The sequence below is a fragment of the Streptosporangium sp. NPDC020145 genome (assembly GCF_040631275.1).
In the GTDB taxonomy this organism is placed as follows: domain Bacteria; phylum Actinomycetota; class Actinomycetes; order Streptosporangiales; family Streptosporangiaceae; genus Streptosporangium.
This window is the reverse complement of record NZ_JBEXZT010000014.1, coordinates 160,287-186,990: the sequence shown is the minus strand read 5'-3', so window position 1 is coordinate 186,990 and position 26,704 is coordinate 160,287. Positions and strand designations below refer to the sequence as shown.

At 68.9% G+C, this 26,704-nt stretch carries 27 protein-coding genes, 1 tRNA gene and 2 pseudogenes; 17 read left to right on the top strand and 13 right to left on the bottom strand.

The annotated features are described in order from the left end of the window. The first annotated feature begins 19 nt into the window (after positions 1-19). Together ABZ463_RS24950 and ABZ463_RS24945 are read left to right on the top strand one after the other, a co-directional pair. Positions 20-1,525, top strand: coding sequence for a potassium/proton antiporter (locus ABZ463_RS24950; RefSeq protein WP_362779468.1), 1,506 nt, complete (start codon positions 20-22; stop codon positions 1,523-1,525). Positions 1,526-1,644: 119 nt separating this feature from the next. After that, positions 1,645-1,956, top strand: a complete 312-nt coding sequence (locus tag ABZ463_RS24945; protein ID WP_362779466.1) for an FmdB family zinc ribbon protein — start codon at positions 1,645-1,647, stop codon at positions 1,954-1,956. Between the two features lie 11 nt (positions 1,957-1,967). On the opposite strand, the gene ABZ463_RS24940 is transcribed toward ABZ463_RS24945, so the two are convergent. Continuing rightward, positions 1,968-3,965: an MDR family MFS transporter gene (locus ABZ463_RS24940; protein ID WP_362779464.1), complete on the bottom strand. Its 1,998-nt coding sequence runs from the start codon at positions 3,963-3,965 to the stop codon at positions 1,968-1,970. 375 nt (positions 3,966-4,340) lie between these two features. Between ABZ463_RS24940 and ABZ463_RS24935 the strand changes: the two genes are divergently transcribed. From ABZ463_RS24935 to mscL, 3 genes are all read left to right on the top strand, one after another. Beyond that, positions 4,341-5,150 (top strand): S-methyl-5'-thioadenosine phosphorylase, encoded by an 810-nt coding sequence (locus ABZ463_RS24935; protein WP_362779462.1) that lies wholly within the window; start codon positions 4,341-4,343, stop codon positions 5,148-5,150. 379 nt (positions 5,151-5,529) lie between these two features. Further along, the gene (locus ABZ463_RS24930; RefSeq protein ID WP_352014188.1) at positions 5,530-6,225 is read left to right on the top strand and encodes an SAF domain-containing protein; all 696 of its coding nucleotides are present in this window, start codon (positions 5,530-5,532) and stop codon (positions 6,223-6,225) included. Between the two features lie 61 nt (positions 6,226-6,286). After that, on the top strand, positions 6,287-6,691 hold the full coding sequence (mscL, locus tag ABZ463_RS24925) for a large conductance mechanosensitive channel protein MscL (RefSeq protein WP_352014189.1): 405 nt from the start codon (positions 6,287-6,289) through the stop codon (positions 6,689-6,691). Between the two features lie 89 nt (positions 6,692-6,780). On the opposite strand, the gene ABZ463_RS24920 is transcribed toward mscL, so the two are convergent. Continuing rightward, positions 6,781-7,914 (bottom strand): D-alanyl-D-alanine carboxypeptidase family protein, encoded by a 1,134-nt coding sequence (locus ABZ463_RS24920; RefSeq protein ID WP_352014190.1) that lies wholly within the window; start codon positions 7,912-7,914, stop codon positions 6,781-6,783. 128 nt (positions 7,915-8,042) lie between these two features. Further along, entirely contained in the window at positions 8,043-8,471 is a 429-nt protein-coding gene (locus tag ABZ463_RS24915; RefSeq protein ID WP_362779458.1) for a hypothetical protein, read from the bottom strand. A 557-nt stretch (positions 8,472-9,028) separates the two neighbouring features. Here ABZ463_RS24915 and ABZ463_RS24910 point away from each other — a divergent pair. Then, positions 9,029-9,101, top strand: a tRNA-Arg gene (locus tag ABZ463_RS24910). A gap of 86 nt (positions 9,102-9,187) precedes the next feature. Here the strand turns inward: ABZ463_RS24910 and ABZ463_RS24905 are convergent. Next, a pseudogene (locus ABZ463_RS24905) lies at positions 9,188-9,416 on the bottom strand (transposase); the annotation flags it as partial. A gap of 681 nt (positions 9,417-10,097) precedes the next feature. On the opposite strand from ABZ463_RS24905, the gene ABZ463_RS24900 reads away from it, so the two are divergent. After that, positions 10,098-10,703 carry a thioredoxin domain-containing protein gene (locus ABZ463_RS24900; protein ID WP_362779456.1) on the top strand — a complete coding sequence of 202 codons (606 nt, stop codon included), beginning with the start codon at positions 10,098-10,100 and terminating at the stop codon, positions 10,701-10,703. A 317-nt stretch (positions 10,704-11,020) separates the two neighbouring features. Here the strand turns inward: ABZ463_RS24900 and ABZ463_RS24895 are convergent, their stop codons facing one another. Continuing rightward, the gene (locus ABZ463_RS24895) at positions 11,021-11,410 is read right to left on the bottom strand and encodes a hypothetical protein (protein ID WP_362779454.1); all 390 of its coding nucleotides are present in this window, start codon (positions 11,408-11,410) and stop codon (positions 11,021-11,023) included. A 539-nt stretch (positions 11,411-11,949) separates the two neighbouring features. Continuing rightward, the gene (locus tag ABZ463_RS24890; RefSeq protein WP_362779451.1) at positions 11,950-12,150 is read right to left on the bottom strand and encodes a hypothetical protein; all 201 of its coding nucleotides are present in this window, start codon (positions 12,148-12,150) and stop codon (positions 11,950-11,952) included. A gap of 91 nt (positions 12,151-12,241) precedes the next feature. On the opposite strand from ABZ463_RS24890, the gene ABZ463_RS24885 reads away from it, so the two are divergent. The 3 genes from ABZ463_RS24885 (at position 12,242) to ABZ463_RS24875 (ending at position 15,795) form a co-directional block, all read left to right on the top strand. After that, on the top strand, positions 12,242-14,176 hold the full coding sequence (locus ABZ463_RS24885) for a primary-amine oxidase (protein WP_362779449.1): 1,935 nt from the start codon (positions 12,242-12,244) through the stop codon (positions 14,174-14,176). 89 nt (positions 14,177-14,265) lie between these two features. Beyond that, positions 14,266-15,252: a sigma-70 family RNA polymerase sigma factor gene (locus ABZ463_RS24880; RefSeq protein ID WP_362779446.1), complete on the top strand. Its 987-nt coding sequence runs from the start codon at positions 14,266-14,268 to the stop codon at positions 15,250-15,252. 135 nt (positions 15,253-15,387) lie between these two features. Then, positions 15,388-15,795: an SgcJ/EcaC family oxidoreductase gene (locus ABZ463_RS24875; RefSeq protein WP_362779444.1), complete on the top strand. Its 408-nt coding sequence runs from the start codon at positions 15,388-15,390 to the stop codon at positions 15,793-15,795. Between the two features lie 40 nt (positions 15,796-15,835). On the opposite strand, the gene ABZ463_RS24870 is transcribed toward ABZ463_RS24875, so the two are convergent. Then, positions 15,836-16,843 (bottom strand): HNH endonuclease signature motif containing protein, encoded by a 1,008-nt coding sequence (locus tag ABZ463_RS24870; protein ID WP_362779441.1) that lies wholly within the window; start codon positions 16,841-16,843, stop codon positions 15,836-15,838. Positions 16,844-16,873: 30 nt separating this feature from the next. Here ABZ463_RS24870 and ABZ463_RS24865 point away from each other — a divergent pair, with 30 nt between their 5' ends. After that, entirely contained in the window at positions 16,874-17,227 is a 354-nt protein-coding gene (locus ABZ463_RS24865) for a nucleoside triphosphate pyrophosphohydrolase (RefSeq protein ID WP_362779438.1), read from the top strand. Between the two features lie 48 nt (positions 17,228-17,275). On the opposite strand, the gene ABZ463_RS24860 is transcribed toward ABZ463_RS24865, so the two are convergent. Genes ABZ463_RS24860 through ABZ463_RS24850 form a run of 3 tightly spaced genes read right to left on the bottom strand, consistent with a single transcriptional unit; the run spans position 17,276 to position 18,950 of the window. Next, positions 17,276-17,707 (bottom strand): nitroreductase family deazaflavin-dependent oxidoreductase, encoded by a 432-nt coding sequence (locus ABZ463_RS24860; protein WP_362779435.1) that lies wholly within the window; start codon positions 17,705-17,707, stop codon positions 17,276-17,278. Next, entirely contained in the window at positions 17,704-18,354 is a 651-nt protein-coding gene (locus ABZ463_RS24855) for an antibiotic biosynthesis monooxygenase (RefSeq protein ID WP_362779433.1), read from the bottom strand. Before ABZ463_RS24855 ends, ABZ463_RS24860 begins: the two co-directional genes overlap by 4 nt. Continuing rightward, on the bottom strand, positions 18,351-18,950 hold the full coding sequence (locus ABZ463_RS24850; protein ID WP_362779431.1) for an NAD(P)H-dependent oxidoreductase: 600 nt from the start codon (positions 18,948-18,950) through the stop codon (positions 18,351-18,353). The genes ABZ463_RS24855 and ABZ463_RS24850 overlap by 4 nt, the downstream gene beginning before the upstream one ends. A 104-nt stretch (positions 18,951-19,054) precedes the next feature. On the opposite strand from ABZ463_RS24850, the gene soxR reads away from it, so the two are divergent. Beyond that, a complete protein-coding gene (gene soxR, locus ABZ463_RS24845; protein WP_352014202.1) occupies positions 19,055-19,498 on the top strand; it encodes a redox-sensitive transcriptional activator SoxR in 444 nt (147 codons plus the stop codon). 161 nt (positions 19,499-19,659) lie between these two features. On the opposite strand, the gene ABZ463_RS24840 is transcribed toward soxR, so the two are convergent. Further along, positions 19,660-20,592, bottom strand: a complete 933-nt coding sequence (locus tag ABZ463_RS24840) for a hypothetical protein (protein ID WP_362779428.1) — start codon at positions 20,590-20,592, stop codon at positions 19,660-19,662. A gap of 260 nt (positions 20,593-20,852) precedes the next feature. On the opposite strand from ABZ463_RS24840, the gene ABZ463_RS24835 reads away from it, so the two are divergent. The 4 genes from ABZ463_RS24835 to ABZ463_RS24820 all read left to right on the top strand — a co-directional run bounded on the left by ABZ463_RS24835 (position 20,853) and on the right by ABZ463_RS24820 (position 23,786). After that, positions 20,853-20,999, top strand: coding sequence for a hypothetical protein (locus ABZ463_RS24835; RefSeq protein ID WP_184718277.1), 147 nt, complete (start codon positions 20,853-20,855; stop codon positions 20,997-20,999). A 50-nt stretch (positions 21,000-21,049) separates the two neighbouring features. Then, positions 21,050-22,033 carry an MvdC/MvdD family ATP grasp protein gene (locus ABZ463_RS24830; RefSeq protein WP_352014204.1) on the top strand — a complete coding sequence of 328 codons (984 nt, stop codon included), beginning with the start codon at positions 21,050-21,052 and terminating at the stop codon, positions 22,031-22,033. Further along, positions 22,033-23,133: a TIGR04500 family putative peptide maturation system protein gene (locus ABZ463_RS24825; RefSeq protein ID WP_362779425.1), complete on the top strand. Its 1,101-nt coding sequence runs from the start codon at positions 22,033-22,035 to the stop codon at positions 23,131-23,133. Before ABZ463_RS24830 ends, ABZ463_RS24825 begins: the two co-directional genes overlap by 1 nt. 77 nt (positions 23,134-23,210) lie before the next feature. Then, positions 23,211-23,786, top strand: coding sequence for a cupin (locus tag ABZ463_RS24820; RefSeq protein ID WP_362779422.1), 576 nt, complete (start codon positions 23,211-23,213; stop codon positions 23,784-23,786). A 19-nt stretch (positions 23,787-23,805) separates the two neighbouring features. Here the strand turns inward: ABZ463_RS24820 and ABZ463_RS24815 are convergent. Together ABZ463_RS24815 and ABZ463_RS24810 are read right to left on the bottom strand one after the other, a co-directional pair. Beyond that, positions 23,806-24,137 (bottom strand): annotated as a pseudogene (locus ABZ463_RS24815) (MerR family transcriptional regulator). A gap of 394 nt (positions 24,138-24,531) precedes the next feature. Beyond that, positions 24,532-26,136 carry an MFS transporter gene (locus ABZ463_RS24810; protein ID WP_362779420.1) on the bottom strand — a complete coding sequence of 535 codons (1,605 nt, stop codon included), beginning with the start codon at positions 26,134-26,136 and terminating at the stop codon, positions 24,532-24,534. A gap of 114 nt (positions 26,137-26,250) precedes the next feature. Here ABZ463_RS24810 and ABZ463_RS24805 point away from each other — a divergent pair, with 114 nt between their 5' ends. After that, entirely contained in the window at positions 26,251-26,670 is a 420-nt protein-coding gene (locus tag ABZ463_RS24805) for a MarR family transcriptional regulator (protein ID WP_352014208.1), read from the top strand. Positions 26,671-26,704 lie beyond the last annotated feature (34 nt).

The window sequence follows — 26,704 nt, the reverse complement described above, 5'->3', positions numbered from 1 at the left end:
GAATCAGAGAGGGGACCGGATGGGGTTGGATGTCTGGCTGCTTCTCGGTGCGGGTGTCGTCATCGCGGCGATCGTCGCGGTACGGGTCGCCCACCGCAGCGGACTTCCCAGTCTCCTGATCTTCCTGGCCTTCGGCCTGCTCATCGGTGAGTCCGGCCTCGGGCTCCAGTTCGAGAACCCGGTGCTCGCCCAGCAGATGGGCCTGATCGCCCTGGCGGTGATCCTCGCCGAAGGTGGCCTGACCACCAACTGGAACCACGTACGGCGCTCCATTCCCACTGCGCTCGTGCTCGCGACCGTCGGGGTCGGGGTGAGCATCGCCACCGTCGCCGCCGCGGTGCACACCCTGCTCGACATGGACTGGCGGACCTCGCTGCTGCTCGGCGCGGTCCTCGCCTCGACCGACGCCGCGGCGGTGTTCTCCGTACTGCGCCGCCTGCCCCTGCCCTCCCGGCTGGCGGGCATCCTCGAAGCCGAGTCCGGGTTCAACGACGCGCCGACCGTCATCGCGGTCATGCTGCTGAGCGCCGCCGCCTCCCCCAGCCTGGGAGAGGCACTGCTCATGGTCGTCGTCGAACTGGCCGTCGGAGCGGTCGTCGGCCTGGCGGTCGGGCCGCTCGGCGTCTACGCGCTGCGCCGTATCGCGCTGCCGATCTCCGGCCTGTACCCGATCGCGGTGCTCGCGCTGGCGTTCGTCGCCTACGCGGGCGCCGTACTCCTGCACGGCAGCGGTTTCCTCGCGGTCTACCTGGCCACCCTGGTCATGGGCAACTCCCGGATGCCCCACCGCGCCTCGTCGAGAGGCTTCGCCGAGGGCGTCGCCTGGCTGGCCCAGATCGGCCTGTTCGTCATGCTCGGCATGCTGGCCAGCCCTTCCGAGATGCCGTCGGCGATCGTTCCGGGCCTGGTCGCCGGACTGATCCTGGTCGCCGTCGCCAGGCCGCTCTCGATCGTTGTCTCCGCCCTGATCGTCAGGAGCGCGCGGATCGACCGGCTCAACTGGCGGGAGCAGGCCTTCCTGTCCTGGGCGGGACTGCGCGGCGCGGTGCCCATCGTGCTGGCGACCATCCCCTGGGCGGCCAACTCGGTGCACAACGGCGTCGCGAAACTCGTGTTCAACGAGGTCTTCGTGATCGTCGTCGTCTACACGCTGCTGCAGGGGCCGACGCTGCCCTTCGTCGCCAAGGCCCTCGGCCTGTCGACACCGGACGAGGCACGTGACCTTGAGGTCGAGTCCGCTCCCCTTGAGGAACTCAACGCCGACCTGCTGCAGGTCAAGGTGCCGCCGACCTCCAAGCTCCACGGCGTCGAGGTCTTCGAGCTACGGTTGCCGACCGACGCCCAGGTCACCCTGATCGTCAGGGACGGCAGGACGTTCGTTCCCTCGGACTCGACGAGGATCAGGATCGACGACCAACTCCTGATCGTGACGACCGCGGCCTGCAGAGAAACGGTCGAGCGCAGGATGAAGGCGATCAGCCGCCGGGGCAAGCTGGCGGGCTGGTTCGGCGAGCGGGGCAGCTGATCCATTCATTCCCACCCGGAATGCGACAGATCCGACTCGCGTTTATGCTTGTCGGCTGCCTATCATTAGCAGTCGCGTCAGTAGAGTGCCAGACGGCGCGGATCGAAGGAGGAGGAACGGTGCCCACCTACCAGTACGCCTGCAGCGCATGCGGCAACGAGTTCGACATCGTCCAGAAGTTCTCAGACGACGCGCTCACCGAGTGCCCGTCCTGTGCCGGTGAGCTGCGCAAGGTGTTCTCCGCGGTCGGCATCGTGTTCAAGGGCTCCGGCTTCTACCGGACCGACAGCAGGTCCTCCTCGACCAGCACGGTGAGTTCGTCCTCGACGTCCGCCTCCTCCGGCTCGTCCGGAGAGTCGAAGTCAAGCGAGTCCAAGCCGAGCGAGTCCAAGCCCGCCGCCGCCGGCACCCCGGCTCCCGCGGCCTCCTAGCGCGGCACCCGTCACGCTCCGGCGGCTCCTCGGGGGCGGTCGGAGGCCGAGCCGAGCATCTCGTGGGGCAGCCTGTCCAGCAGCTCACGAAGCCCTGGATGCCGCGCGGGGTCCCAGTCGTCGATCATCCGCCGCAACCCCTCGCGGGCCTCGGCGACAAGTGCCCCGGCCACCCGTTCACCGGCCGGGGTCAGTTCAAGGCGCCCGCCGCCGTCGGTACGGCGGGCCAGCCCTCGCGTGACGAGCAGATCCGCGTACGGCCTGCCCCTCTCGACCGTGACCCCCGCCCGTTCGGCGAGTTCCACGCTTTTCTGACCGCCCCCGGTGCCCAATCTGGCGATCAGCCACACCGAACCCGGCGGCAGGTCGAGACCGGCCGTCTCCCCGAGACGGCGGTAGTAGTCCCGGCGCATGTCCGCGTCGGCCAGTCGCCACAGCCCGCGTTCCACCTCGCGCAACGAGGAACGCTGCGCGGACACCGCGCCGTAGCACTCCCCCAGGTCCACGGGCCTGGTGGTCTCGCGCAACGGCACCTCGGGCAGCAGCCAGGCCGCTGCGAAGGCCACCAGCGCGACGGGCGCGGTGTACAGGAACACCCCGGCGATCGCGTCCGAGTAGGCCGCCAGGAACGCCGCCATGGCCCCGGGCTCCAGCCTCCTGACGGCCGTCGGATCCGACTGGACCGCCGTGGCGACCCCCGGCGGGAGCCGTACGGTCCGCGACAGCCGTACGAGGTCGTCGGTCAGCCGTGAGGCGAAGACCGTGCCCGCGACGGCGACGCCGAAGGAACCGCCGATGGAGCGGAAGAAGGTGACCCCCGAGGTGGCCACTCCCAGGTCCTCGAAACCGACGGCGTTCTGCACCACGATCACCAGCACCTGCATCACCAGGCCGATGCCGACGCCCAGTACGAGCAGGTAGACGCTCAGTTCGAGGACCGGGATGTCCACCCGGACCCGGGAGAGCAGGCAGAGCCCGAGCGTGGTGACCGCGCCGCCCGCGATCGGGAAGACCTTGTACCTCCCGGTCCGGGTGATGATCTGACCGCTGACGATCGAGGTCACCAGCATGCCCGCCATCATCGGCAGCAGGTGGATGCCGGACCACGTGGGCGAGACCCCCTGCACGACCTGGAGGAACAGCGGCATGTAGGTGAGCGAGCCGAACATCGCGAATCCCACGGCGAAGCCGATCAGCGACGCCACGCCGAAGGCCCTCGACCGGAACAGATGGGGCGGCAGCACGGGCTCCCTGGCCCGGTTCTCCACCCGCCACCAGAGGGCCAGCAGGAGCGCCGCCACCAGCACCAGGCCGACGACGACCGGGTGGGTCCAGGGGTAGACGGTGCCGCCCCAGGTCGTCACCAGCACCAGACAGGCGGCGGCCGAACCGAGCAGGACGATGCCGAGATGGTCGATGACGTGGTGGGTCCGTTCCGTGTCCTGGGGCAGCGCGGAGGAGATGACGGCGAACGCCACAACCCCGACCGGCAGGTTGACGTAGAAGACCCAGTGCCAGGACAGACGGTCGACGAACAGGCCGCCGAGCAGCGGCCCCGCGACGCTGGAGACTGCGAAGACCGCGCCGAAGAACCCCTGGTATCTCCCACGCTCCCTGGCCGGCACGACGTCCCCGACGATCGCCTGGGCCAGCACCATGAGCCCGCCCCCGCCGAGCCCCTGCAGGGCGCGGAAGCCGATCAGCTGTCCCATGTTCCGCGACAGGCCGCACAGCGCGGAGCCGACGAGGAAGATGACGACGGCGGCCTGGAAGAGTCCCTTCCTGCCGTACTGGTCGCCGAGTTTGCCCCACAACGGCGTCGAGACCGTCGAGGCCAGCATGTAGGCCGTGACCACCCAGGAAAGCTCCCCGAGGCCGCCGAGGTCGGCCACGATCGTCGGAAGCGCGGTGGCGACGATGGTCTGGTCGAGGGCGGCGAGCAACATGCCCAGCATGAGCGCCCCGATGACGAGCCCCACCCCGGCCCCCGTACGGCGCGCGACATCCATGCCGTTCCCCTACCCACGGCTCTTGTTTCCGTACGGCATGCCCTGGCAGGGATCAGCCAGGTTTGTTCATCCGGGCCATGTCTGTCCCGGCGGCGCCCGTCGTGTCCGGCCCCTCACGGTTGTCGGATCGCCCCGGTGGGAGCGGCTTTACGACAGGACCTTGTTGAACCGTTTCCGCGACGCTTTCACCTGGATCATGGGCTTTTATGTGACCCACCGCCCTTGACCGTTTTCATAGCGGGTTTCACGATCCATGACGCTGTTGTCCAGGATTACGGCCCGGTTTTCCACAGGGAGAATGTGCTGTTCTCCAGTTATCCACAGGACGCGCATGGGCCTCCTCAACGGCTCGCCGATAACGCTAATCTCGGCGCCATGGTCACCAAAGCGGACATCGGAGTCATCGGCGGCTCAGGCTTCTACTCTCTGCTCGACGACGCGGCAGAGGTCGAGGTAAGCACCCCCTACGGCCCGCCCAGCGACGTCATCACCGTCGGCCGGATCGGATCGCGGTCGGTCGCCTTCCTGCCCAGGCACGGCCGCGACCACCGTTTCGCCCCTCACCTCATCCCCTACCGCGCCAACCTGTGGGCCCTGCGCTCCCTGGGTGTCCGCCAGGTTCTGGCCCCCAGCGCGGTCGGTTCCCTGCGTCCCGAGCTCGGCCCCGGCACCCTGGTCGTTCCCGACCAACTCGTCGACCGCACCCTGGGACGCACCCAGACCTACTACGACACCGGCGGCGTCGTTCACGTCTCCTTCGCCGATCCCTACTGCCCCCTGGGGCGCACGGCGGCCATCGAGACCGCCCAGTCCTCCGGGTGGGAGCTGGCCAAGGACGGCACGCTGGTGGTCATCGAGGGCCCTCGGTTCTCCACCCGCGCCGAGTCCCGCTGGTTCACCTCCAACGGCTGGACGATCGTCGGCATGACCGGCTCCCCCGAGGCGGTCCTCGCCCGTGAGCTGGCCATGTGCTACACCACGCTGTCCCTGGTCACCGATCACGACGCCGGCGTCGAGGTGGGTGAAGGGGTCACCCACGAGGAGGTCCTGGCCTTCTTCTCCACCAACATCAACCGGATGCGCTCCCTGGTCGCCGACGTCGTCACCGCCCTGCCCGAAGAGCGCGCCTGTCCCTGTCCCAACACTCTGAACGGCCTGTCCCTCCCCTTCGAGCTCCCCGGCTGACCAAGATCTCCTACGGCAGGCGCCCGGCTTCCGCGCCGGGCCTGCCGTACGGCACCGCCCGTCCGCTCTGTTCGGCTGTCCCACCACTGCCCGAGACGACACATCTCCGTACGGCGAGACCCGGCCGCTCAGCCGACCCGCGTACTCCTCGGTCCCGTCCAGCATCGCCTCGCTCCGCGAGAGGTGCCTCGCACCACTCCCGAGGCCGCGTTCCCCGCCTCCGGTGCCTCAGAAGGTCTTTCCTCCCGCGGCCTCTCACCGGCTCCCAGCACGTCGACGCCTCCCGCCTTCGGCTCTTCCGGCGTCCTCTCCCGCCGTCTCACCCACTGATGTCCGGTCGTTCCGACGACCGGATCTTCGACCACCCCTGGAGTCAGACATGCGCGTCCTCCGCGATCCTGCCGGTCCCCCGGCTCGGTCTCCCGCCCGCCCTCGCGCCCCCTCCGCTCCCGGCTCCCCCGTCCGTGGCGTGGACGCCCTGCTCCGTTTCGGAGGGCGTCGTCATCGGATCGTCGCGGCCCTCGTCGCCGCGTCGGCGATGGCCTGCGCCCTGGTCGGGCTGAGGCCCGGCAGTGCGTCGGTGACCGTGCTCACCGCAGCCAGGGATCTTCCCGGAGGGGCGCTGGGCGCCTCCGACCTGAGAGCGGTCGCCATGCGGCCCGAGACCGTCCCCGACGGCGCGCTGAAACCCGGCGCGCCGATCGTCGGCAGGGTCCTGACCGGTCCCGTGCGACGAGGGGAGCCGCTGACGAACGTCCGTCTGCTGGGTCCCGGCCTGCTGTCCGCCCGGGGGCCGGGGACGGTCGCCACCCCTGTCCGGGTCGCGGACCCTCAGACGGCGCGCCTGCTGTCCGCCGGCGACGTCGTGAACGTGCTCGCCACCCCCTCCTCCTGGGACGGCGCCGCCCCCGCCCGGACCGTGGCCGAGGGGGTCACCGTACTGGCCACGCCTGGAGGAGAGGCGGACCAGGGCGCGCTCGTGGTGCTGGCCACCTCATCGGTACAGGCCGCCGAGCTGGCGTCCGCCCAGGTGGGTGGTCACCTCTCGATCACCATCAACCCTCACATAAAGTAATGTGACAGATACTCAAGGCGATGACATGGATGCCGGCTGAGCGCATGGACGAGGGGGAACCATGATCAACGGATTCAAGAACTTCCTGCTACGGGGCAACGTGATCGACCTCGCCGTCGCGGTGATCATCGGCGCCGCCTTCACAGCGATCGTGAACTCCTTCGTCAGCGACATCCTCACGCCGTTGATAGCCGCCATCGGCGGGCGTCCCGACTTCTCCGCGCTCACCCTGCGCATCGGCGGGGGCGAGATCAAGTACGGCCTCTTCCTCAACGCCCTGATCTCGTTCCTGATCGTGGCGGCCGTCATCTACTTCCTCATCGTCAGCCCCTACGAGAAGCTCTCCTCCAGGTTCGCCAGGCGGGAGGAGAGCAGCCTGCGCGACTGCCCCGAATGCCTCTCCGAGATCCCCCGGGCCGCCGTCCGCTGCTCCCAGTGCACCGCCCAGGTCACCCCTGTCCGCTGATCACGAAAGGCACCGGTCATGAAGGGCACCGGCCATAAAGAGCTCTGGTCGCGAAAGGCGCGCCATGGCTTCGCGACCACGTCGCAGCCCTACAGCAGGGAGCCAAGCTTCGGGTCGTACTCCCAGTGCCAAGGCTCAAAAGGACTGACATACGCCCATTTCGGATGCATCCAGCCGTACTTCTTGCTGTTGGCCTCCAGCCAGTTGAACTCGGCCGACCGGAACCGCTCCACGCCCCCGCACAGGTCCACGGCGAGCCCGAGACCGTGGTTGCTGCGACCGGGCACGGCGGCGAATCCGGGCCTGCGGTAGTAGACGGACTGCTGTTCGGCCAGGCTCCGATAGCTGTCCGTCACGCACATGTGCTTGCCGAACCTCTGCCGGTAGGCCTCGTTCAGGCTGATGAACGCCAACGCCGCGTCGGCCCGTAGCTGGTTGCCCTGTTGCTGGAGCGGACAGAGATAGGCCTTGGGGATCAGGCCGTTGGGGAAGTCCTCCAGCGAGGTCGCCCTCGTCGGATCACACCCCCCCACGGGGTTGCCCGACCTGTTGACCTTGACCCCCAGTTTCACCAGTGCCTGCGTCAGCGATTTAACGATCTTGGAGGAGCGGTCCCTGAGAGTCTGGATCTCGGCGTTCATCTGCGCTTCCGCCAGAAGGGTGCTCGCCCGGAGTTCCTGGGCCTCCCCCGCCAGGCGCTCCTTCTCCGCCTGCAGACGGGCGCCGTCCCCAAGGACCTGGTTGCGTTCGGCCGCGATCTGGTTGATGTCGGCCATGGCTCTGAGGGTGGAGGCGTCGGCGTCACCGGCCAGGAAGAAAAGGGCGTCGCCCCCGAGGGGACGCTGGTAGAGCTGACCGATCAGGTCCGACAACGGCTGTCGTAGCTGTGCGAAGGCCCGCTCCGCGACCTGCAACTCACGGAGCTTGGCGGCCAGTTCCTTCTCCGAAGCCTGGATCTTGGCACGCCTCTGCTCCAGCGCCTTTGTCGCGCTCTCCAGCTCCTTGGCTGCTTTCTCCGCCTCACGCCGCAGCTCGGTGAGGTTGACGGGTGCGCGAAGGGTTCCAGTCGGGGTGACCCGCGTTTTCCCTGCGAGGGTGGTCGACTTACCGGCGGCGACCGACTGGGCCTTCGTCTGCGTCGGATTCGCGGTAGCCACCCCCGGGACGAGGGAAGACATCGCCGCGACGACGACGATCAGGCCCGCCGATCGACGAGGTGGCACGTTCGACCCCTCCGTTTGCGAACTCGTGACCTGGGTCAGGCACGCACGTTACTACAGTCAACCAAGTGCCTGGGTCGGACTCAGTACAGCTGATATGCGCCAAACACCCCATTTGACCATCTGGTGGCTCAGGTCTTGTTGCGCATCTCTTCTACGCAGACCTCCCACAACCAGGTGTTCCGCCACTCCTTGGGGCACTCGAATCTGTCGTTCGACGGTTCGGGGCGCGGAGGCTTCTGGACAGGCCGTCGCACCGGCGGAGCCGGACGCTCCTTTCTGATCACACGAGTCGGGGGAGGCGGCTTGGCGACCCCCGCGGAGCGCGCCTTCGGAACGGCCACCGGCGGCACCCGCCTCCCGTAGACGCGGACGAGCCCATGCCGATGCGGGATGCCTCTCGGTCCCAGGACCGTACTCGGCGAGCCGGCCTCCGGCCGCTGGAGTGCGCCCGGGGGAACGGTCTCGGCCCTGCGCACCACATCCCGCACCGGTGCGATCGTGACGGGCACCAGGGCGATGGCACGCGACGAACCACCGTTTCCCTCCTCCTCTGTCACTCCCCAAACCCCAAGTGCCTGCCTCGCCGCCTTCACCCTTTCCACGTAGGACTCACGGCGGCCACGATCATGAGCCCGAGCGAGCGCCCAGTCCTTCTCGTGCCTCAAGGCTCTGCCGATGTCACCGAGCCCTCGAAAGGCGGGTTGTGTGTCGAAGCCCTCGAAACCCTTACGGATGCCATGAAACCCATGGACATGAGACTCGTGGGGGATATGAGGACCACGAGGCAGGCCACCACGGAACTGTCCTCCGGCGACCCCGCGAGAACCTGTCCGGTATCCGGTGAGTTCCGCCACCAGCAGGCCTATCGCCAGAAGCACGGGCGCCAGCATCGCCCCGCACAGCACGAGCAGCTGCAACGCTCGGTGCCCGTGGATTCGCTTCCGTTGCCCGTCCGTCACGGAGTGTGACACTAGGCGTCACCGCTCCGGCGACACTCGTCCACTTGCCGCCCTTTTACCGCAGCTCAGCGAACCGATAACCCGGCGATCGCCGCCAACTCCCCCTCCGGGCGCGCATCCACTCCACACTTTCGCTACTCTTATGGAGAGTCCCTGCCTCCGTAGCTCAGGGGATAGAGCACCGCTCTCCTAAAGCGGGTGTCGCATGTTCGAATCATGCCGGGGGCACTCTTCTTCCAGCGGGTACACGCTCGACCTGTGGCTGGGCCCGCCCGGGCGGGTCACGTCCACGCCGATGGCGCGTGATCCTGTTTCTACAAATTAAGCGGGTTGTGGACCGGTACGCCGTCCGCGACGAGGCGCATCCGGCACCTGGCGAGCCCATCGAACCCCAGGTGGCGGCGGGCCCCCACCCATCGGCCTGCTCGGTCAAAACCGTACCGACAAGCCGGACGGTCACCGCCCGGTCGAGGAAGATCCCGACCACGTTGGTGGGGCGGACCTCCTTGTTCAACCGCCCCGAGGGTTGTTCGACCAGGCCTGCCATCAGGCCTCGTTCGAGAAGGCGGCCGCGCGTGGTCCAGGCGCCCACACGCGACTGGCTACCCGGCCTCCAAGGCCTCGATGGCCCAGACCTGCTGGACGCACATCCGCTCGACGGCGGGCCGGTCGAAGACAGCGCACGCCAGAGTCGCCGCTCGCGGCGGTCGGCGCGTTCATCGGTCCGCTCACCGCGTCCGGCGCCACAGGACATTGGCATCGGCCGACATCGGCGTCTCGGCCATGGTCTTCGCCATGGATCGCAACAGATCCGGATCGCCGGTCTCGATCTGCCGCGCCGGCCATCGCCTGGTTCAAGTTTCGAACTTGGTCTTCGCCACTCGAAGGATCACGTGACGGCCGTCCTCACTCAGGGCACCGCGCCATCCAGCCGGAAAACTCACACACCGCCTCTGTGGAGACGACCACCGGCCTCCTCCATATCAAGCACGGTTTGCGCGGGAGGACAGAGGAACCATCTCATATCGCCTTTCGAGCGACCTGCCACATCCAATCATCATAATATGTTATGTTACCCTCCCTAAAATCGTGGCCTAGGGGGTTATATCGGTGAAGCGCTGGAAAAGAGGACTGGTCCCTGCGCTTCTCGTGGCGGTACTGGCAGTGACATGGGCCCAATCCGGGGAATCCGGCAGTGAGCGGGCCAAGGCATCCTACGCGTCCTTGAGCGAAGTACCGCAGAAGCTGGAAAAGGACGGCACGACGGTCTCGATCGGTGATCCCAACGCGGCCGTCACCGTCCATCTGTATGAAGATCCGCGCTGCCCGGTCTGCGAGGAATTCGAGCTGACGGGCGGTGGACCGGTCCTGCGGAACTGGGTCCTGCAGCGGAAAGCGAAAGCCGAATACACGCTGGCCTCTTTCCTGGATGATCGACTGGGCGGCAACGGCTCGAAAAGAGCCGTCAACGCCCTCCGAGCCGCCCTTGAGGTCGGGAAGTTCGCCGAGTACCACGCGGTCCTCTACGCGCACCAGCCCGATGAGCTGAACGACGGCTTTACCGAGGCACGGCTACTCGAACTGGCCTCTCTGGTCGACGGGCTCCGAAGCCCGTCCTTCGACACAGCCGTGAAAGGGATGAGGCACCAGGACTTCATTACAAGATCGCAACAGCAGTACCAGCAGGCGGGCACATATGAAGGCCGGCCGGGCCCGGGAACTCCCGCCGTAGACATCAACGGCAGACGGGTTCCCGACGAGGACTTCGAGGCCATCTTCGACGAAGAAGGCTTCGCCTCGCTCCTCAGCATGGCCGAACCGGCGTCATAGCGAGCCTGCCTGGTTCCGTCACGGGCGGCACACGGAGTGATCCTGAAGGTGCTCGCCCACTTCGCCGCTGTTTTCCAAGCGTTCCATCCGCATGGATCCCCCGGCCCGGCACCGGCATCACGTTCGGATCATCCTTACCGCGGACGTCGTCGGCGAACGGCCCTCGGGCCCGCGGGCGATCGGGCTCGGCGGGGGCACCTGGCCGGACCAGGATCACGAGGAGAACCACACCGTCGCCGACGTCCTTGAGGGCGAACGGGAAGCCCCGGTGCGCGCCGGTGGCCGATCGCGGAGACCCACGCCTGTCGGCGTATTCCTCAGGCGGGTCGCGACGGGGCCAGGGCGGTGAACACCCGTTGGCGCAGCAGTTCGTACTGTTCGCGGCACCGGCGGGGCGGGCCCGGTGGCCGATGCTGTACGTGGCCGCCGACAACGACCTCGCCGGAGCCGAACTGGTCGGAGGTGAAGTCAACCTCGGTGCCGTCAGGCAGCCGGTTCCAGTAGTGGTTCCAGGCCTTGGCCCCGTCGACATGGACCTCGCCAAGGATCAGGTCTCCGCCGAGCAGGTCCTGAACCACCAGTGCCGTCGTGCCGCACTGACTCCTCGCCGGGTTGTCCGGCCGCCACTGTTCACGGCCCACCGGATCACAGGTGTCGGGTCCCCATGCGGCTCTCAGCAACGACCGCAGCAGTTCCGCGTTCAGCATCCTGGGAGTGTCGCAGAGAGGTACGACAAATCCGTTGACCGGCCGACGGGGCCGCGGCCGACTTGGGATCCTCCGCTTCCGCATGCGGCATTGACCTCAACCGCGACCGTGGCGCCCTGACCCTCCACGGCACCGGAACACCCCACAACCGCGACCATGGCACCCGTTCTCTCTGTCACGTCATGCGCAGAACCAGATAACGGCACGAAGACCAGAAGGGCGATCACCGAGTTCGCCGGAAATCCGCCGACCGACGGGGAGCACAGGTCCGCGTCGCGCTCGGTACACGCGCGGAGGCACGCCGACCCGGCGGCGAGCACTCCGGCGCCTTCGTGTCCGGCCGAGTCACCTCGGCCTCAGCGCGGCGGGATCCGCCGGGGCGGCCGACGCCCGGCCTCCTTTGTCCGCATACGGCCATGAGGACAGCCCGACGAAAGAGGGGAGAATTCCCGCCGGAACCTCGACCAGCCAACCATCACGAATGGGACTTTTCACATAAAAACGGCTGATATCAATGGGCATTTTCCTTTTCGGTGCGTTCAATCCGCCCACAACAATCCTGTCAGTTCGGCCACATTTTTGGCACTGGCGCCCATCACGCCCCATTGATAAATGTTGCTCACCAGGCCGCTCTTTCCAGGGTCTGCCATGTGGATCGCCCCCTGGAAACCGTTCCAGAAGCCCGGAGACAGGCCCGGAGGCGGGTTCTTCCCACTGAACGCGGCAGCCCAGGAATGCACGCGTGCGCTCCCCGCGACGGAACACGAGACGTCGAGGGCGTCGAGCCGAGCGGCTCGACGCGAACCACCCAGAGAGGATTCCGTAGCCACCATGACCACCCCGGTTTCCAGCCTCACCGCGACCGAGATCGAGCGGACCACCGCCCTGGTACGCGAAGCCGGTCTGGCCGGCGAGAGCGTCCGCTTCGTCTACGTCGGCCTGCTCGAACCGCACAAGCAGGAGGTGCTCGCCTTCCAGGCGGGCACCGGGCCCAGGCCCGACCGCCGGGCACGGGTGCTGCTGCTCGACACCGCGACCGGTGACGCCCGGGACGTGACCGTCGACCTCACCGCCGACGTGGTGGCCGCGATCGTCGACGTCGACGGTTCCCACGGCGGGATGCCGATCCTGGCCGAGGAGTTCATGGCGGTCGACGGGATCCTCGCCCAGGACCCGGTCTGGGTCGACGCGCTGGCCAAGCGTGACCTGACCCCCGAGCAGGTGAGATGCGCACCGCTCTCGGCCGGTGCCTTCGGCCTGCCCGGTGAGGAGGGCAAACGGATCATCCGGGTGCTCTGCTTCGCCCTGCTCGACCCCGACGCTCACGTCTGGGCGCACCCGGTGGACGGGTTGAGCGCCTACGTCGACCTGATCGCGAGGAAGGCGACCGAGATCATCGACATCGGCGTCTTCCCGCTGCCGGAGGAACGGAGCAGGTTCCACCTCCCGCAGGGGCGCCCGGCGCCGTTGGAGACCCTGAGGCCCATCGAGATCACCCAGCCGGAGGGGCCGTCGTTCCAGGTCGAGGGTGACCGGATCACCTGGGCGAACTGGTCCTTCACCTTCGGGTTCGACGCCCGTGAGGGTCTGGTGCTCCACCAGTTGTCCTACGCCGACCCCGACCACGACGGCGAGGTCCGGCCGATCGTCTACCGCGCCTCCATCGCCGAGATGGTGGTGCCGTACGGCGATCCGGCTCCGGTCCGGTTCTGGCAGAACTACTTCGACACCGGTGAGTACCTCTTCGGCCGGTTCGCGAACTCGCTCACCCTGGGCTGCGACTGTCTCGGCGAGATCCACTACGTCGACGTCGACCTGGCCGACGAGACCGGCGACGTGCGGCGCATCCCCAACGCGATCTGCCTGCACGAGGAGGACCACGGCACGCTGTGGAAGCACACCGACATCTACACCCCGAACTCCGCCGAGGTCCGCCGCCAGCGCCGCCTGGTGATCTCGTTCTTCACCACGATCGGCAACTACGACTACGGCTTCTACTGGTACCTCTACCTCGACGGCAGGATCGAGTGTGAGGCCAAGCTCACCGGCATCCTCTTCACCTCGGCCTACCGCGGGCTGCAGGAGTGGCCCTACGCCGGAGAGGTCGCCCCGGGTCTGGGCGCACCGTTCCACCAGCACCTGTTCAGTGCCCGCCTCGACATGATGGTGGACGGTGTCCGGAACGCGGTCGACGAGGTCGACGCGGTCCGGGTGCCGGTCTCTCCGGAGAATCCGTACGGCAACGCCTTCGGCCATGCCCGCACCCGGATCGTGAGCGAGGCCGAGGGGGTGCGCAGCGCGGACGCCTCCGTCGGGCGGTCATGGCACGTGGTGAGCACCGAGCGCACCAACCGGCTCGGACAGCCGACCGGCTACGTGCTGCGCGCCGAGCAGCACCCGACCCTGCTGGCGGACCCGTCCTCGTCGATCGCCGCGCGGGCGGCGTTCACCACCCGGGATCTGTGGATCACCCGGTACTCGCCCGAGGAGCGGTACCCGGCCGGCGAGTTCGTCAACCAGAACCCCGGCGGGGACGGCCTGCCGGCGTACGTGGCGGGTGACCGGCCCCTGGACGGCGAGGACGTCGTGCTGTGGCACACCTTCGGCGTGACCCACTTCCCACGGCCCGAGGACTGGCCGGTGATGCCGGTCGACCACACCGGATTCTCGCTGACGCCGTACGGGTTCTTCGACCGCAACCCCACGCTGAACGTGCCCGCCAACACGGCCAAGCACTGCGACGGACACCATCACTCCGAAGAGTGATCACCAAATGGTGACATATCCGCCCATGGCGTAGTGTCGCCGCAGTCGCCAGGTACGGCGATTGCGGCGGCAGTGGGACGGGGCGTGGCGTGGTGGGGGAAGAGGGCTTCGACCAGCGGGTCGAACCGTTCCGGGCGGAACTGCTGGCCTACTGCTACCGGATGCTCGGCTCGGCCCACGACGCGGAGGACCTGGTCCAGGACACGTACCTGAGGGCGTGGCGGGCACGGGAGCAGTACGACGACACTCGCAGCTCGCTGCGCACCTGGCTCTACCGGATCGCGACGAACGTCTGCCTGACCGCCCTGGAGGTTCGCGGTCGTCGGCCGCTGCCCTCGGGGCTGGTCGCCGCCTCCGACCCGCTCGCGCCGTTCGTCCAGGGAGAGCACGCCACCTGGCTCCAGCCCCTGCCGGACTCGTCACTGGAGGCGGGTGACCCGGCCGGGACCGTGATCGACCGCAGCAGCCTGCGTCTGGCGTTCGCCTCCGCCCTGCAACACCTGTCGGCCCGGCAGCGCGGCGCGCTGATCCTGCGTGAGGTGCTCGGCTTCTCCGCCGCCGAGGCGGCGGAGATCCTCGGCACCACCGTCGTGTCGGTGAACAGCTCCCTGCAGCGGGCGCGTACCCGCATGAAGGAGATCGGCGACCTGCGGGAACGGGTCAGCGAGCCGTCCGCGACCGAGCAGCGCGCCTGGATCGAGCGTTACATGAAGGCCTTCGAGCTCGCCGACGTCGAAGGCCTCAAACGGCTGCTCACCGAGGACGTCATCATGGAGATGCCGCCGATGCTCAACTGGTTCTCCGGCCGCGGCAACTACGGCCTGTTCATGGAGTGGGTCTTCGAGAAGGCCGGGAAGGACTGGCTCCTCAAGGGGGTCACGGCCAACGGCGGCCAGCCCGGCTTCGCCGCCTACCGGCGTGTCGGCGACGGGTACGGCCTGCACACGCTCCAGATCTTCACCGTCGTCGGCGGGGGCATCACCCGGAACTCGGTGTTCCAGGACCCCGCCGTCTACGCGACCTTCGGTCTGGCGGCCAGGCTCGACGACGAGGGACGCGCCGTCGCCGGGGTCTGATCGGGCCCCGGCCCGTGCGCCGAAAACGTCCCGGCGTCTTCTGCGCGCCGGCGCGATGAGTTCCGACCTCACCGCCGGTATGTACTGACGAGCTCGCCGGAACACCCCGGCGAGCCGTTCACAGGGGAGAATCCGATGTCGGACAGTCGTGTGGAAGACGAGGCCGCGATCCAGGCCGTACTGGTCGCCTCCTACAGGGCGTGGGCGGCGGGCGACGCCGACGGCATGGTCGCCGACTACACCGAGGACGCGACCGCCATCATGACCGGCTCACTCCGCGGCAGCCGTGAGGTGATCCGTCAGAACATGGCCCTGGGCTTCGAGGGCCCGCTCAAGGGCAGCTGGACCCACAACAAGCAACTCGGCATCCGTTTCGTCGGCAGGGACGGCGCGATCGTCATCAGCGAGTCCGCCATCCTGTTCCCCGGCGAGACCGAGGTCCCGGACGACCGGCGCAAGGTGAACGCGACCTGGGTCTTCGAGAGGCGGGACAGCCGATGGCTGATCGCCGCCTACCACAACAGCCCGGTGGTGGCGCACTGACGAACTGACCACACAACGGGGGCGGCCACCACCTTCCCCCTCATCGGAGAAAGGTGGTGGCCGTACGGCCCGTGGGGGGTGTCCAGACGGCGGGCAGGAGTTCGGTGGCCCTCCGGTAGGCGAGTTTGAGGGTGGCGTGCCGGATCGCCGCGGTCTCGCCGGTCTGGGTCATGAGGACCTCGCGCAGCGGATGACGTGACTCGATGAGGTCGTTGTTGCGCTGTTCGAGCCAGGGCATCCATTCCTGGTGCGGCGCCCGGTCCCGCTTGGCGTCGTTGCAGGGCTTGCATGCCAGGACCAGGTTCCAGATGGCGTCGACGTCGGGGCCGTTCCAGTGTCGGGTGAGCAGTTTCCACGGCAGGACGTGTTCGACGACGGGCCCCGCCATGACCTGGTCGCAGTAGGCGCAACGGCCGTCCTGGTATCCGTTGAGGGCGGCGACGACTCCGGTCACGGACTTGCGACGCTGTCTGGTCCGCAGAACCAGCTCCTGGGTTCCTGAGTCGTAGACCAACCCGAGCACGGCGTCGGACACACCGGTCGCCCACGCCGTCTCCACCAGCCGCCAGCGGGCGGTGATCTCGGCGCCGAGGCCCGGGGCGTGCGCTGACAGGGCGAGTTCGCGGAGTTCGTCGCGCAACACCAGCCCCGGAGCGGTGGAGTCCCGGCGCCGGTCCTCGTAGTAGCGCACCGGCGCCAGGCCGCCGCCGAGCTGCGGGAAGGCGTCGACGACGTTGGCGAAGCCGAACTGGACGGTGCGCCGGTGCAGCGTGTCCCGGTCGAGTTCGCCCGCGTTGAACGCGCGGCAGGCGTCCAGGAACCTGCTGCGGGCGGCGGTGCCCTGCCGGTCCTGACGGCGCAGGGCCTGACAGAGCAGTTCCGCGTACGGCACCGCCAGCTCTTCGAGCGTCACGTGGGTGCGGCCGGTGGCGGCGACCTTCAGGAGGGTCGTGCCGAAGGCGAACTTGTAGGTGGCCGAGTTGGCACCGTACAGGACGATGGCACGCCATACGCTCTCACCGGTGACCACGCCGCGTCGGTAATCCACCCGTGCAGTATCGATCAAGGGGGCGACATTTTGCGCCAAAGCCGGACAATCACCTATGGCAAGTTGGTCCGCGACCGGATTCCGGAGGTCATCGAGGCCGACGGGTTGACGGCCGAGGTCAGGGTGCTCGACGAGTCGGAGCTGGTCCCGGCGTTGACCGCCAAGCTCGTCGAGGAGGCCGAGGAACTACGTCAGGCGAGCCCCGACGACCGTCTGGGGGAGCTGGCCGACATTCACGAGGTGTTGACGACCCTCACCGAGACACTCGGGTTCTCCGATGAGCAGATTCGGGAGGCGGCCCGCCGTAAGCGAGCCGAGCGAGGCGGCTTCAAGCGCCGCCTGTGGCTCGACAAGGTGACGCGACCCGACGAGCTCGGGGGCTGACGGCGCCCTGCCCCGGTGGGTCCGGGGCAGGGCGCCGAACGGTCCCGGTCAGTCGCGTTCCAGGATCACCAGGGGGATGTCCCTGGGCGCCTCGGCCTGGTACTTGTCGTAGAGGGGGAAGATCGAGGTCATCAGCCGCCACAGTGGGGGCTTCTCCTCCTCGGTCGCGGTGCGGGCCCTGGCGGTGAACCTGTCCGGGCCGACCTGCACCGCGACGGCCGGGTCCTCGCTCAGGTTGAGATACCAGGCGGGGTGTTCCACCGAGCCGGCGTTCGAGGCCACCAGCAGATGGCGGCCGTCGGCCTGGCCGTAGATCAACGCGGTACGGCGCAGCATGCCGCTCCTCCTGCCCCGGGTGGTGAGCAGCAGGGTCGGCCATCCCTGGTACATGTGGCCGTCCGCGCCGTCGGTCTCGACGTACCGGCGGATGTGTTCGGCCACCCAGCCCGTCCTGCTGTCGTGAACCTCTGGATCCGTCATCCGGTCACCCCGGTGGGACCGGTTCTGGCGAGGCTCGCGTGGAGGTGGTAGCGCCTGAACTCGTTCCTCCGCACGCCGGGGAACTCCAGGACCCGTAGCCATTCGGGTGCGGAGCCGACGGTTCCCCGCCCACTGTTGTCCAGGGCCTCCTGGTGGGACGCCTCGTCCGTCCATTCCGCGTAGTTGAGCACCCGGGTGCCGTCCAGGCTGGTGTGGAAGTGGCCGGAGATCCCTCCGGGATGCAGGTCGGTCTCGGCGGCCAGCGCCGCGAAGACCGTGTCCACCCACCGTTCCTGCCGTTCCCGGTCGGGGCCGTCGAACTCGACGGAGACGATGACGACGCATCCCGGCACCGGCGCGTTCTCCCTGAGCCCGCTGCGGTAGAGCCGGTAGGCGACCGGCTCGGCCCCCATCGGGGAGTAGGGGCCGTCCGGTTCGTCCGCCCACTGCTCGTAGACCAGCACGTCCTGCCCGTCGGTGCTGACGTAGACGTTGACCGAGACAAGTCCTTCGGGCCACGGTCTGTTCTCCCACGCCGTGGTGACGGCCATCGGTGGCGTGTGCCGCAGGGGCCACCGGCCGACCAGTACGGCACCGGCGTCGGCGCGGGCCAGGGTGGGGTTGAGGTCTCGGACGAGGTTCGTCATGCCGCCTGCTTCCTGTCGTTGTACGGGTTCTTGTTCCTTGCGTCCCTGAGCGCGTCCGCCCACCACAGGAGCTGGTCGAGCAGGGTTTCGGCCGCCGGACCGCAGCCCGGGTCCTTCGGCAGGCCGTCGGGACCGAAGCGGTTCCAGGCGTCGTGGAAGCTGACCGTCTCGCGGACGGTGACCGTGTGCAGTTCGGCGAAGACCGCACGAAGGTGCTCGACCGCCCGCAGGCCTCCGGACATACCGCCGTAGGAGACGAAGCCGACCGGTTTGGCCTGCCACTGGGTGAAGTGCCAGTCGATCGCGTTCTTCAGGGACGCGGGGAAACTGTGGTTGTACTCGGGGGTGACGACCACGAAGGCGTCCGCCGCCTCAAGCCGCGGGGTCAGTGTCTTCAGGGCCTGTACGGCCTCGGGTGACGGAGCCTGCCCGAAGGCCGGAAGCACCTCGGGCAACGGTGTGTCGGCCAGGTCGACGAGGTCCACCAGGACGTCGTCGCGTGACCTGGCCCGGTCGGCGAACCAGTTCGCCACGGTCGGCCCGAACCGGCCCTGCCTGACGCTGCCCACGATCACCGCGAGCCGCAACGGTTCCATGACATGTCCTCCTTTGGGACCCCGAAGCGGGGAACCCCGAGACGGTGGGGTGAGAACAAGCCTGGAACTTAAACAAAGGTTCAAGTCAAGCTAGGGTGGGCCGCATGACACGCGCCGGGGAACTCACCGTCGGCGAGCTGTCGGCTCGCAGCGGTGTCCCCACCTCCGCCCTGCGCTTCTACGAACGCCAGGGGCTGATCCACAGCAGACGCACCACGGGAAACCAGCGCCGCTACACCAGGGGCACGCTGCGCAGGGTGGCCTTCATCCGCGCCTCGCAGAGCGTCGGTCTCCCGCTCTCCGCGATCGGTGAGGTCCTGGCCCTGCTGCCCGCCGACCACACCCCGAGCAAGGAGTTCTGGGTCCGGGCCTCGGATTGCTGGAGAGATCGGCTCAACGAGCGCATCGAACGGCTGGAGCGGATGCGTGACCGGTTCACCGAGTGCATCGGCTGTGGCTGCCTGTCGTTCGAGGAGTGCGCGCTGGTCAATCCCGGCGACGCCATGGGTGAGGAGGGGTCCGGGCCACGGCGGCTGTTCGCCCCCTGACCTGCGGGGCGAGCCGTACGGTGACCGGGTGTGAGACGCCTGCCTCGTCGGCGAGACGGCCGAAGGGCAGGGTGAGACGCGGGCCGGTCACGGCGGCCGGGGGGCGTCGAGCGTCGCGGTAACGCCCCCCGGAACGCCTCTCGGCAGGGCTTCACATCGGGTCAGGCACGGTCGCTCATCCAGAGTTCGATGAGCCGTCCTGTGTCGGCGGTGAGCGGGGTGACGCTCTTCTCCCGGTGGTTCACCTCGACCTCGACCGGCCGCAGGTCGGGGACCTGTCCGCTGGCGAGCGCGACCGGCTCGGGCAGTTGCTCGTAGGCCCCGGGGAACCACCAGTAGACCTGCGCGGTGAGGGCCTTGTCCCCCTTCTCGACGTGGGTCCTGGTGAGTTCCTGCATGGCCTCCAGGGCGGCGACGATGTGGGTGTCGCCGATCTCGTGGACGATCAGGTACTCGGGGACGGGGAAGGAGACCAGCGCGCCGTACCTGGCGGCTCCGACGTGGCGCCTGAGCACGTGGATGTGGGAGCCGACGTAGCGGTGGGTCTCCCCGACGTGGGTGATCGGGACACCCCAGATCGCGTCGGTCTTGGCGTAGTGGGGTTCCTTGGTCAGGGAGGCGTGCAGCGCGGCGCCGAAGACCTGTTCCTCGGGTCTGTCGCCGATCTGGGAGCGGTTGAGCGGCACGATCGAGTCGGGCGTGTCGACGACCACCGTCTCGACGAGTCCCGGAGCGAGCGTGCGGGTCAGCAGGGCGTCCCGCAGGCCGGGCGGCTCGGACAACGCCTCCTCGGTGTACAGGCGCATCCGCAGCGACTCCTCGGCCAGCAGCCGCTCGATGTCGGACCACGGCGGTGACGGCTGTGCCTGCGCGCGGATCGACCTGGCGAACCCCTGGGCGACGTGCGCGATGAACGACGGCAGTTGAGCCGGGGGGATCTCGGCGGCGCGGGCACGCCACTCACCGATGTCGATGGTGAAGTCGCTGACACCCGGGTAACTGACGCCGACGGTCGTCGGGCCGATGAGGCTGCCCGTGACACCCTCTTCGGCGAGGGCCTTGACCAGGCCTTCGCCGACGACATCGTGGGTCATGGGTTCTCCGATCAGAGAGGACCGATGACGGCTGTGTCGCCCCCGTTGGCACAGCGTCACGGGCCAGGCATCGGTCGCCGGTATTACCTAACCCGGGCATTATGCCGCTTTCGCCGGTCGCGATGATCACCGAAGGAGTCCCCTGGGAGGGGGACCGCCGATCATCCGCGTGACGGACGACCCGCCCGGCCGCCCCCGCCTAGCCTTCCGGCATCGGACCGCACCGGACGGCCCGCGGAAACAGGAAAGGCAGGAACGACGTGAGCAAGTCGCGTACCACGCTCGACGACATCGCGGCCCTCGGCCCCGAGCTCGACGAGAACCAGCTCCTCCAGGTCAGCGGCGGCGCGAAGAGCCAGGTCATCGTGATCCACGGTAACCACTCCCACACCTCCGGCGACAGCTGATCGGTCCGCCACGGGGACGTGTGGGACCGCGTCCCCGTGCGGGATCCCTGATGATCCTCGTACTGACCTCCGCAGGAGACGACCACGCCGACCACGTGACCGGCCTCCTCACGTCCGCGGGCGCGGACGTCGTCGTCTTCGACCCCGCCTCCTACCCGGTCCGCGCGAGCGTGGAGATCGGCCTGTCGGGTGACGGTTCGACCCGCAGGGTGCTCGACACCGGTGAGCGCAGGGTCGTGCTGGACGAGCTGACCTCGCTCTGGTACCGCAGGCCGCTGCCCCCTGCCGTGAGCCCCGCCATCCGCCGGGAGCACGTGAAGGCCTCCGTGAAGGCCTACGTCGAGCAGGAGTGCCTGGCCGTGACCGAGGGGCTGTGGGACGGCCTCGGCTGCCTGACGGTTCCCGCCCCGAGGCCGGTCGTCGACCGGGCCGGGCGCAAGCCGTACCAGCTCGAACAGGCGCGGCTGCTCGGCTTCGAGCTGCCCGAGACGTTGATCACCACCGATCCGGACGGCTTCCTCGACTTCTACGACCGGCACGAGGGACGGGTGATCACCAAGCCCGTGCACGGCAACCGGTTCGAGGCGGACGGGGAGCGGTTCGGCCGGTTCGCGGCACCGGTCACCCCCGCGGACGTGGCGCACGCCGACGCGCTGCGGCTGTGCCCGGTCATCGTCCAGGCCTACGTGCCCAAGCGGGTCGAGGTGCGGGTGACCGTGGTCGGGCGGCAGGTCTTCGCCGCGGAGATCCACTCCCAGGTGAGCAACCACACGCGCTACGACTGGCGGCACTACGACCCGGGCGCCACCCCCATCAGGACGCACGAGCTGCCCGCCGAGATCGCCACGCGGTGCGTGCGGCTGGTCGAACGGCTCGGCCTCGTCTACGGCGCGATCGACCTGATCCTCACGCCCGACGGCCGCCATGTCTTCCTTGAGATCAACCCGAACGGCCAGTTCCTCTGGATCGAGGCCGCGACGGGACTTCCCATCGGCGCGGCGATCCGCGACCTGCTCATGATCGGAGCGACGTGATGGCGGACGGCCGGACGCTGGCTGAGGCGTTGCGCGTGCTCACCGACGGCGCCGACCTGGGCGCCTTCCGGCGCGCCAACCCCGGTCTCCGGGTACGGCTGGTCGCCCAGCGGGAGGAGTTCGACGGCTCCCTCCAGCACGCCCTGCTCCTCAAGGAGCCCGACGGCTCGACCGTCTCCCTGTCGTGGTCCCCCGACCTGGGGCTGCCCTGGCCGCTGCGCGGCGTGCACCGGGCGGCCGAACACCTGCTGCTGCGGGTCAACGGCGTCGAGACCCCGGTCGCCAGGGCCGTCGCCTGCCTGGACTTCGTCTGGGACGAGCGCGGGGTCGCCGACCGCCTGGTGACGGACTGCCTGGTGCGGGAGGCGCTTGAGGAGGAGCCGGAGCCGATCTCCGACGCGGAGCTGCAGCGGGCGATGGACGCCTTCCGCCGGGCGCGCGGACTGCTGACCGGCGCCGGGACCCGGGCCTGGATGGAGCGCAACCACATCTCCCACGCCGAGCTTGAGGAACTGGTCACGGTCGAGGCCTCGGTCGCCAGGCTGCGTTCGCGGGTCGCCGCCGGGCGGGTCGAGGACTGGTTCGCCGCCCACGGCCGCGAACTCGACGCCGTACGGCTGGCCAGGGTCGTCCTCGCCCCCGCAAACCCCAGGAGCCCCGCAAACCCCAGGAGCCCCGAAAGCCCCAGGAGTTCCGGCCTTGGAAGCTCCGGCCTTGGGAGTCCCGGCCTTGGGAACCCGGACGACTTCCTCGCCGACGTCGAGCGGGCGTTCGCCGCGGGCCTGGCCGTACCGGGTGAGGTGTTCGTCACCGCGCGCAGACCGGAGCTGGCCGGGGAGATCGGTGAGGAGGCGGCCGAGGTGGTCCTGTCCGCCGCGCCGGGAACGCTCGCCGGCCCCTTCCCCACGGCTCTGGGCGACCTGACGGTCAAGGTGCTGGCTGTGGAGCCCGCCGTACTCGACGACGCGGTCCGTGACCTGGTCGAGCGACGGATCTTCGCCGAGTGGATCGAGCGGCGCAGGAGGGCCGCGAAGATCGAGTGGTTCTGGGGTACGGCGGAGCGCACCGGCGGCACACGGGAAAATCAGCCCGAAAGGTAAGAGAAGTCCGCCGGGCTCGGGGGAGAAAATCACGGGAAGCCCTGGAAACCGCAGGAACCCGTGACGAGGAGAATCCGATGACGTTGCTGACCGTCTGGGCCGACGACGACCCGGACACCGTGCTCACCAGGACCGAGGACCCCGAGGAGGTCGCCGACGCGCTCAAGCCGTTCGGGATCCGGTTCGAGCGGTGGGAGCCGGTCAGGGACCTGCCCGCGGAGCCGACCCCGGAGCAGGTGCTCGACGCCTACCGCGACGAGGTCGACCGGGTGATCGGCCAGGAGGGATACGTGCTGGTCGACGCCGTGCGCATGACGCCCTCCGACGACCCGGAGTGGGCCGAGCAGGCCGCCAGGGCACGGGAGAGGTTCCTCTCGGAGCACACGCACGCCGACGACGAGGACCGTTTCTTCGCGCGGGGTGCCGGGGTTTTCTACCTGCACCTCGACGACAGGGTGTACGCGGTGCTGTGTGAGGCGGGTGACCTGCTCAGCGTGCCCGCGGACACCACCCACTGGTTCGACATGGGCACCCGGCCCGACTTCGTGGCGATCCGGTTCTTCCACGACGAGGACGGCTGGGTCGGGGACTTCACCGGCAGTCGCCTGGCCGACGACTTCGCGGACTTCGACACGCTCATCGCCACCCGCTGACCGGCGGGGTCACCCGGGGTCACCCGGTGGGAGACTCCACCCGCCGTCTCAGCTCGGCGTTCAGGCGCAGGGCCTCCTCAAGCTGGTCCTCCAGGGCGATGATGCGGCAGGCCGCGTCGAGTGGGTGCCCTGGTCGAGCAGCCTGCGGGCGCGGGCGGCCAGGTGGAGCCGGCGGCGGGAGTATCTCCGGTGGCCCCCGGCGGACCGGAGGGGTTCGATCAGCCGGGCGACGCCCAGGCTGCGCAGGAACGCCGGGGTGACGTCGAGGATCTCCGCGGCCCGCCCCATGCTGTAGGCGGGGTGGTCGTCATCGTCGAACCTGTCGAACAGCGCCGGCCGGGCCTCTCCCATCGCACCTTCCGTGACGTGTGTCGGGCCCCGGTGCGCGCGAAGCACCGGGGCCCGAGGAGTTCAACACCATCTACCGGCTGTCTTGCCGGTCTTCCTTGACCGCACACGTCCCCGTCGAAGGCGGGGCGGGCGGGAATCGCGTGTGAGTTGACGAGGAACCACCTCCAGAGCCGTGGGTCTGCGGTGTGGTGTCCGTCTCCCCTTTCCCATGTTCCGCGACGCGGCGGGCACCGGGCGGGACCGTGTCGCGAGAGGTCCCGCGCGACCGGTGGCCTCCCCGCGTCGCACGGCCTTTTCGTCACCTGTCACAGATGGTTTTCCCTTTCCGTGACACAAAAAATGCTATGTCGCCCATATCTGAATGTCTACATCCATGACTGGAGATTTACCCAGATCACTCCTCGGTACGGCCCCCGCCGGGGGAGCCGAGGGACAGGCTGGCCAGCAGGCCGACCGCGAGGAAGCCCGCCGCCCCGAACGCCGCGTAGCGCGTGCCGACCGCGAAGGACTCCTTGGCCGCCTCGGCGACCCCGGGCAGCCGGGACAGCCCGGCGATGGCCCCTCCCGCGCTGCGCTGCACGGCCGAGACGATCTGCTCACGCCGTACCGGGTCGACACCGTCCGCCTGGCTCAGCCGGTGGTCGAGGTCGGCGCTGAGCCCGCCGAAGAGCAGCGTGCCGAGTACGGCGATGCCCAGCGCGGAGCCGATCTGCCTGACCGTGCTCTGCGTGCCCGAGCCCTGACCGCTGCGCTCAACCGGGACCTCGGCCAGGACCACCCCGGTGAGCTGGGCGGTCGCCAGCCCGATGCCCATGCCGTAGCAGAACAGGAACGGCACCGGCAGCGCCCACGGGGTGCCGGCGGAGATCACCAGGCCGAGTCCGGCGATCCCGGCGATCTCCAGAACCAGGCCGAGCCGGACCACGAAGGCCGCTCCCCTGGCCCGCGACAACGGGGAGGCGAAGGCACTGGCGGCGAAGGAGCCGACCGCGAGCGGCAGCAGGGCGACCCCCGTCTCCAGCGGCGAGTAGCCCAGGACGAACTGCATCCACAGCGGCAGCGCGAACAGCACGCCGAACTCGCCGAGGCTGACGATCAGCGCGGCGATGTTGCCGTTGCGGAAGGAGGTGATGGACAGCAACGACAGGTCCAGCAGGGCGACCTGGCCACGCCGGCCGCGACCCCGCTCGACCAGCACGAAGGCGGTCAGGGCCAGCGCGGAGGCGGCGAAGGCGACGGGCACCGGGGACAGCGCGAACGGCCATCGCCATCCGCCGACGGTGAAGGGCTCGACGGACCGCCACCAGCCGTAGACCCTCCCCTCGACCAGCCCGAACACCAGCAGGCCGAACCCGAGCGTCGACAGCACCGCGCCACCCAGGTCGGCGCCCCGCCTGCCGTCCGACTCCCGCGACTCGGCCACGAAGACCAGCACCCCGGCCAGTACGGCCACCGCGACCGGGATGTTGACGCCGAACGCCCAGCGCCAGGACAGGTCCGTGGTGAGCCAGCCGCCGACCAGTGGCCCGAGCGCGGCCATCCCTCCGATCGTGGCGCCCCAGACGGCGAACGCGGTCGCCCTGTCCCTGCCCCGGAAGCCCGCGTTCAGCAGGGACAGCGTCGTGGGGAAGATCATGGCCCCGCCGACGCCCTGCAGGACCCTGGCCCCGATGAGCATCGGCCCGCTGACGGAGAAGGAGGCCAGCAGGGACGTCAGCGCGAACAGCGCGACCCCGGTCAGCAGGAGTCTGCGCCTGCCGAGCCGGTCGGCGAGCCTGCCGAAGGTGAGCAGCAGCGCGGCGAACACCAGCGCGTAGGACTCCTGGATCCACTGCGCGTCGGTCGAGCTGAGCCCGAGGTCACCGATGATCTGCGGGACGGCCACGTTGGTGATCGTCGTGCTGGAGATGACCATCGCCACGGCCAGCGCGATGAAGGCCAGCCCGGCCCACCGCGTCCGTTTCGTCTCCGCCGTCTCCGGCGGCGCCGTCACGCCCATACGCTCTCCTTTTCGAACCTTGACCCTCTTCGGGCCGAAAATACTAAGTACCCTTAGCATCATTCGGATAGCGTGGACGGAGGGTTTCAGCCGAAGGCCGGAAAAATGGGGTTCATGGATGATCACGCCTCATGGGCGACCGGCCGCCTGCTCCTGGTGGCCGCGCGGCTGGTGGAACGCGAGTGGAACGCCGTGCTCGCCGAACGCGGCCTGACCCACGCGGGCTTCCTGACCCTGCACGTCCTGCAGGACGGTCCCCGGACCCAGCGGGAGCTCGCGGCCCACACCTACGTCGAGGAGCAGACGATCCGGCCGGTGCTCGACCGGCTCGAACGCGACGGTCACATCGTCCGCGAGCGGGACACGGCCGACCGGCGCCGGGTGATGGTGAGCCGTACCGACCTGGGCGGGCGGACCTACGCCGAGATCATGAAAGGAGACCCGGCCGAGCGAATCATCGCCGACCGGGTCGAGGACCCCGGCGCGCTGCGCGCCGAGTTGATCCGGCTGATCACCGGAATCCGGAGTCGTTGAACGGCCGGTGGCCCCGGAGGACGCACGGGACCAC

What these genes read in the sequence shown, in the direction of transcription:
- ABZ463_RS24950 (WP_362779468.1), top strand. Translation starts at nt 20, where the DNA reads ATGGGGTTGGATGTCTGGCTGCTTCTCGGTGCGGGTGTCGTCATCGCG.
- ABZ463_RS24935 (WP_362779462.1), top strand. Translation starts at nt 4,341, where the DNA reads ATGGTCACCAAAGCGGACATCGGAGTCATCGGCGGCTCAGGCTTCTAC.
- ABZ463_RS24805 (WP_352014208.1), top strand. Translation starts at nt 26,251, where the DNA reads ATGGATGATCACGCCTCATGGGCGACCGGCCGCCTGCTCCTGGTGGCC.
- ABZ463_RS24895 (WP_362779454.1), bottom strand. Translation starts at nt 11,410, where the DNA reads ATGCTGAACGCGGAACTGCTGCGGTCGTTGCTGAGAGCCGCATGGGGA.
- ABZ463_RS24940 (WP_362779464.1), bottom strand. Translation starts at nt 3,965, where the DNA reads ATGGATGTCGCGCGCCGTACGGGGGCCGGGGTGGGGCTCGTCATCGGG.
- ABZ463_RS24810 (WP_362779420.1), bottom strand. Translation starts at nt 26,136, where the DNA reads ATGGGCGTGACGGCGCCGCCGGAGACGGCGGAGACGAAACGGACGCGG.
- ABZ463_RS24820 (WP_362779422.1), top strand. Translation starts at nt 23,211, where the DNA reads ATGACGTTGCTGACCGTCTGGGCCGACGACGACCCGGACACCGTGCTC.
- ABZ463_RS24830 (WP_352014204.1), top strand. Translation starts at nt 21,050, where the DNA reads ATGATCCTCGTACTGACCTCCGCAGGAGACGACCACGCCGACCACGTG.
- ABZ463_RS24855 (WP_362779433.1), bottom strand. Translation starts at nt 18,354, where the DNA reads ATGACGAACCTCGTCCGAGACCTCAACCCCACCCTGGCCCGCGCCGAC.
- ABZ463_RS24860 (WP_362779435.1), bottom strand. Translation starts at nt 17,707, where the DNA reads ATGACGGATCCAGAGGTTCACGACAGCAGGACGGGCTGGGTGGCCGAA.
- mscL (WP_352014189.1), top strand. Translation starts at nt 6,287, where the DNA reads ATGATCAACGGATTCAAGAACTTCCTGCTACGGGGCAACGTGATCGAC.
- ABZ463_RS24825 (WP_362779425.1), top strand. Translation starts at nt 22,033, where the DNA reads ATGGCGGACGGCCGGACGCTGGCTGAGGCGTTGCGCGTGCTCACCGAC.
- ABZ463_RS24930 (WP_352014188.1), top strand. Translation starts at nt 5,530, where the DNA reads ATGCGCGTCCTCCGCGATCCTGCCGGTCCCCCGGCTCGGTCTCCCGCC.
- ABZ463_RS24850 (WP_362779431.1), bottom strand. Translation starts at nt 18,950, where the DNA reads ATGGAACCGTTGCGGCTCGCGGTGATCGTGGGCAGCGTCAGGCAGGGC.
- ABZ463_RS24875 (WP_362779444.1), top strand. Translation starts at nt 15,388, where the DNA reads ATGTCGGACAGTCGTGTGGAAGACGAGGCCGCGATCCAGGCCGTACTG.
- ABZ463_RS24840 (WP_362779428.1), bottom strand. Translation starts at nt 20,592, where the DNA reads ATGACCCACGATGTCGTCGGCGAAGGCCTGGTCAAGGCCCTCGCCGAA.
- ABZ463_RS24885 (WP_362779449.1), top strand. Translation starts at nt 12,242, where the DNA reads ATGACCACCCCGGTTTCCAGCCTCACCGCGACCGAGATCGAGCGGACC.
- soxR (WP_352014202.1), top strand. Translation starts at nt 19,055, where the DNA reads ATGACACGCGCCGGGGAACTCACCGTCGGCGAGCTGTCGGCTCGCAGC.